Genomic DNA, 2953 nt, shown 5'->3' with positions numbered 1-2953 from the left:
TCACGGGGAAGTACACCTAGGTCGCCCGCGGATGAGAGGTCGCGTAGACGTCCCGCAGGGTGTCGACCGAGACGTGGGTGTAGATCTGCGTCGTGGCGACGGATGCGTGACCCAGCAGCTCCTGCACGACGCGGACGTCGGCGCCGCCCTGCAGCAGGTGCGTGGCGAAGGAGTGGCGCAGCGTGTGCGGGGACACTTCCGAGGTGATCTGCGCCTTCTCGGCCGCGGCGCGGATGATCAGCCAAGCGCTCTGTCGCGACAGCGGGGCGCCGCGCGCGCCCAGGAACAGCCGGGCGGTCGCGCGCCCCTTGGCCGCCAGTCCTGGGCGCACCCTGGTCAGGTACGCGTCGACGGCGGCACGGGCGTAGGAGCCCACCGGGACGATGCGCTCCTTGTCGCCCTTGCCGCGCAGGCGCAGTACGTCGCCGTAGGAGAGGTCGTCCACATCAAGCGACACGGCCTCGGACACGCGGGCTCCGGTCGCGTAGAGCAGCTCGAGCAGGGCGCGGTCGCGGATGCCCATCGGATCCTCCGGCGAGGGTGCGGCCAGGAGCCGTTCGACCTGCTCGATCGTCAGCGCCTTCGGCAGCCGCTGCGGGGTCTTCGGAGGGCGCATCCGGCCGGTGGGGTCGTCCTCCTCGATGCCCTCCCTGGCGAGGAAGCGGTGCCAGCCCCGCACCGAGGACTGCAACCGGGCGAGACTGGTCGCCGCCGGCGGCGGGTCGGCCGCGGAGCGCTCGCCGATGAACTCCGCCACGATCGCCTGAGTGATGCCCTCGGTCGCCTCGATCCCCCGCTCACGGAGCCAGTCGACGTACGCGTTCAGGTCGCGACGGTACGCGGCGATCGAGTGCTCTGACAGCCCGCGCTCGATCGTGATGTGCCGCAGGTAGGCGTTCAGCGCACGGTGGAGCGGCATGTCGTCAGCGGCGGTCGCGCTTCGTCGCGGCCGCGAGCACGCCGATGGAGAGGATGCCGTTGTGCATCCGTCCTTCGAGCACGGCATCCACGGCATCCGCCAGCGGCACCCACTCCACGCGGATGTCGGCCTCCTCGTCCTCCCGCGCGTGCGCGGCGGCGGCAGCGCCGATGCCGGTGGCGAGGTAGACGTGGATCATCTCGTCGTTCCCGCCCGGAGTCGTCCAGCTCGAGACGAGGTGCTCCCAGTGCTCGGCGGTGATGTCGGCCTCCTCCGCCAGCTCGCGCTGCGCGGCGACCATCGGGTCCTCCCCCGGGATGTCGAGCAGGCCCGCGGGCAGCTCCCAGTCGCGGTGCCGGATCGGATGCCGGTACTGCTGGATCAGCAGCACGCGGTCCTGATCGTCGATCGCGACGACGGCCACGGCGCCCGTGTGCGCGACGTACTGGCGGCGGATCTCACCGTCGCCGTACGCCACGCGCTCATCGAGCACGTTCCACACGGCTCCTCGGAACCCGATCTCGCTGGAGAGGACCTCGGGCTCGAAGGGCTCGTCCCGCAGGCCTTCTCCCGAAGGATCAGGACTCGTCATCGCCGAACAGCTCGCTGGAGCGGTGCCGCTCGATGGCGGCGCCGATCAGGCCGCGAAACAGCGGGTGCGGCGCGGTCGGGCGCGAGCGCAGCTCGGGGTGCGCCTGCGTGGCGATGTAGTACGGGTGCACATCGCGCGGGAGCTCGACGTATTCGACCAGGTCGAGGTCGGGGTTCAGGCCGGAGAACACCAGCCCGGCGTCGGTGAGGCGGTCCCGGTAGGTGTTGTTCACCTCGTAGCGGTGACGGTGACGCTCGGAGGCCGTGTCCGCGCCGTACAGCTCGCGGGCCAGCGAGCCCTCGGCGAGGGCGGCCTCGTACAGGCCCAGGCGCATGGTGCCGCCCAGGTCGCCGCCGTCGAGGATCTCGACCTGCTCGGCCATGGTCGCGATGATGGGCTCGGCGGTCTCGGGGTCGAACTCGGTCGACGACGCCCCTGCGATTCCGGCGACGTGGCGGCCGTACTCGATGACCATGCACTGCAGGCCGAGGCAGATGCCGAGCGTGGGGATGCCCTGCTCACGGGCGAAGCGCAGCGCGCCCAGCTTGCCCTCGATGCCCCGGATGCCGAAGCCGCCGGGCACGAGGATGCCGTCCAGGTCGCCGAGGTTCTTCGCGGCGCCCTCCGGGGTCTCGCAGGTGTCCGAGGCGATCCATCGGATGTTGACCTTGGTCTCGTGCGCGAAGCCACCGGCCTTGAGCGCCTCGGTCACCGACAGGTACGCGTCGGGCAGGTCGATGTACTTGCCGACCAGGCCGATCGTCACCTCGTGCTTGGGGTTGTGCACGGCGTGCAGAACCTGGTTCCAGCGGGTCCAGTCGACCTCGCCTGCGCGCTCGGCCAGGCCCAGCTTGGAGATGATGTACGCGTCCAGGCCCTGATCGTTCAGGGTGGACGGGATGTCGTAGATGCTCGGCAGATCGACCGTGTTGACGACGCCCTCGGTGTCGACGTCGCACATCAGGGCGATCTTGTTGCGGTTGCTCTCGCTGACCGGGCGGTCGCTGCGCAGCACGAGGGCATCGGGCTGGATGCCGACCTGACGCAGGGCAGCGACGGAGTGCTGGGTCGGCTTGGTCTTCTGCTCGCCGGAGGCGCCCATGAAGGGCACCAGCGAGACGTGCACGAAGAACACGTTGCCACGGCCGAGCTCGTGGCGCAGCTGACGAGCGGACTCGAGGAAGGGCTGCGACTCGATGTCGCCGACGGTGCCGCCGACCTCGGTGATGATCACGTCGGGGCGGGGCTCCTCGGTGGCCTGCAGACGCATGCGGCGCTTGATCTCGTCGGTGATGTGCGGGATGACCTGCACGGTGGCGCCGAGGTAGTCGCCGCGCCGCTCCTTGGCGATCACCTGCGAGTAGATCTGGCCGGTGGTCACGTTGGCCGCGCGGGAGAGCTCGATGCCGAGGAAGCGCTCGTAGTGACCGATGTCGAGGTCC

The 2953-nt window shown here is 70.2% G+C and carries 3 protein-coding genes; all 3 read right to left on the bottom strand.

Annotation, left to right across the window (positions count from 1 at the left end):
• Positions 1–16 precede the first annotated feature (16 nt).
• Complete coding sequence (gene xerD, locus BGN97_RS05460) at positions 17–919, bottom strand: site-specific tyrosine recombinase XerD (protein ID WP_292698709.1); 903 nt, start codon at positions 917–919, stop codon at positions 17–19.
• A 4-nt stretch (positions 920–923) separates the two neighbouring features.
• Positions 924–1511 carry an NUDIX hydrolase gene (locus BGN97_RS05455; protein WP_292698707.1) on the bottom strand — a complete coding sequence of 196 codons (588 nt, stop codon included), beginning with the start codon at positions 1509–1511 and terminating at the stop codon, positions 924–926.
• Positions 1498–2953 (bottom strand): CTP synthase (locus tag BGN97_RS05450; RefSeq protein ID WP_292698706.1); only part of this gene is annotated, 1456 nt, incomplete at its 5' end. The genes BGN97_RS05450 and BGN97_RS05455, both read right to left, overlap by 14 nt.

Source organism: Microbacterium sp. 69-10 (assembly GCF_001897945.1).
Lineage (GTDB): Bacteria > Actinomycetota > Actinomycetes > Actinomycetales > Microbacteriaceae > Microbacterium.
Note: the sequence above shows the minus strand (reverse complement) of the source record. Positions and strands in the feature narration are given on the sequence as shown.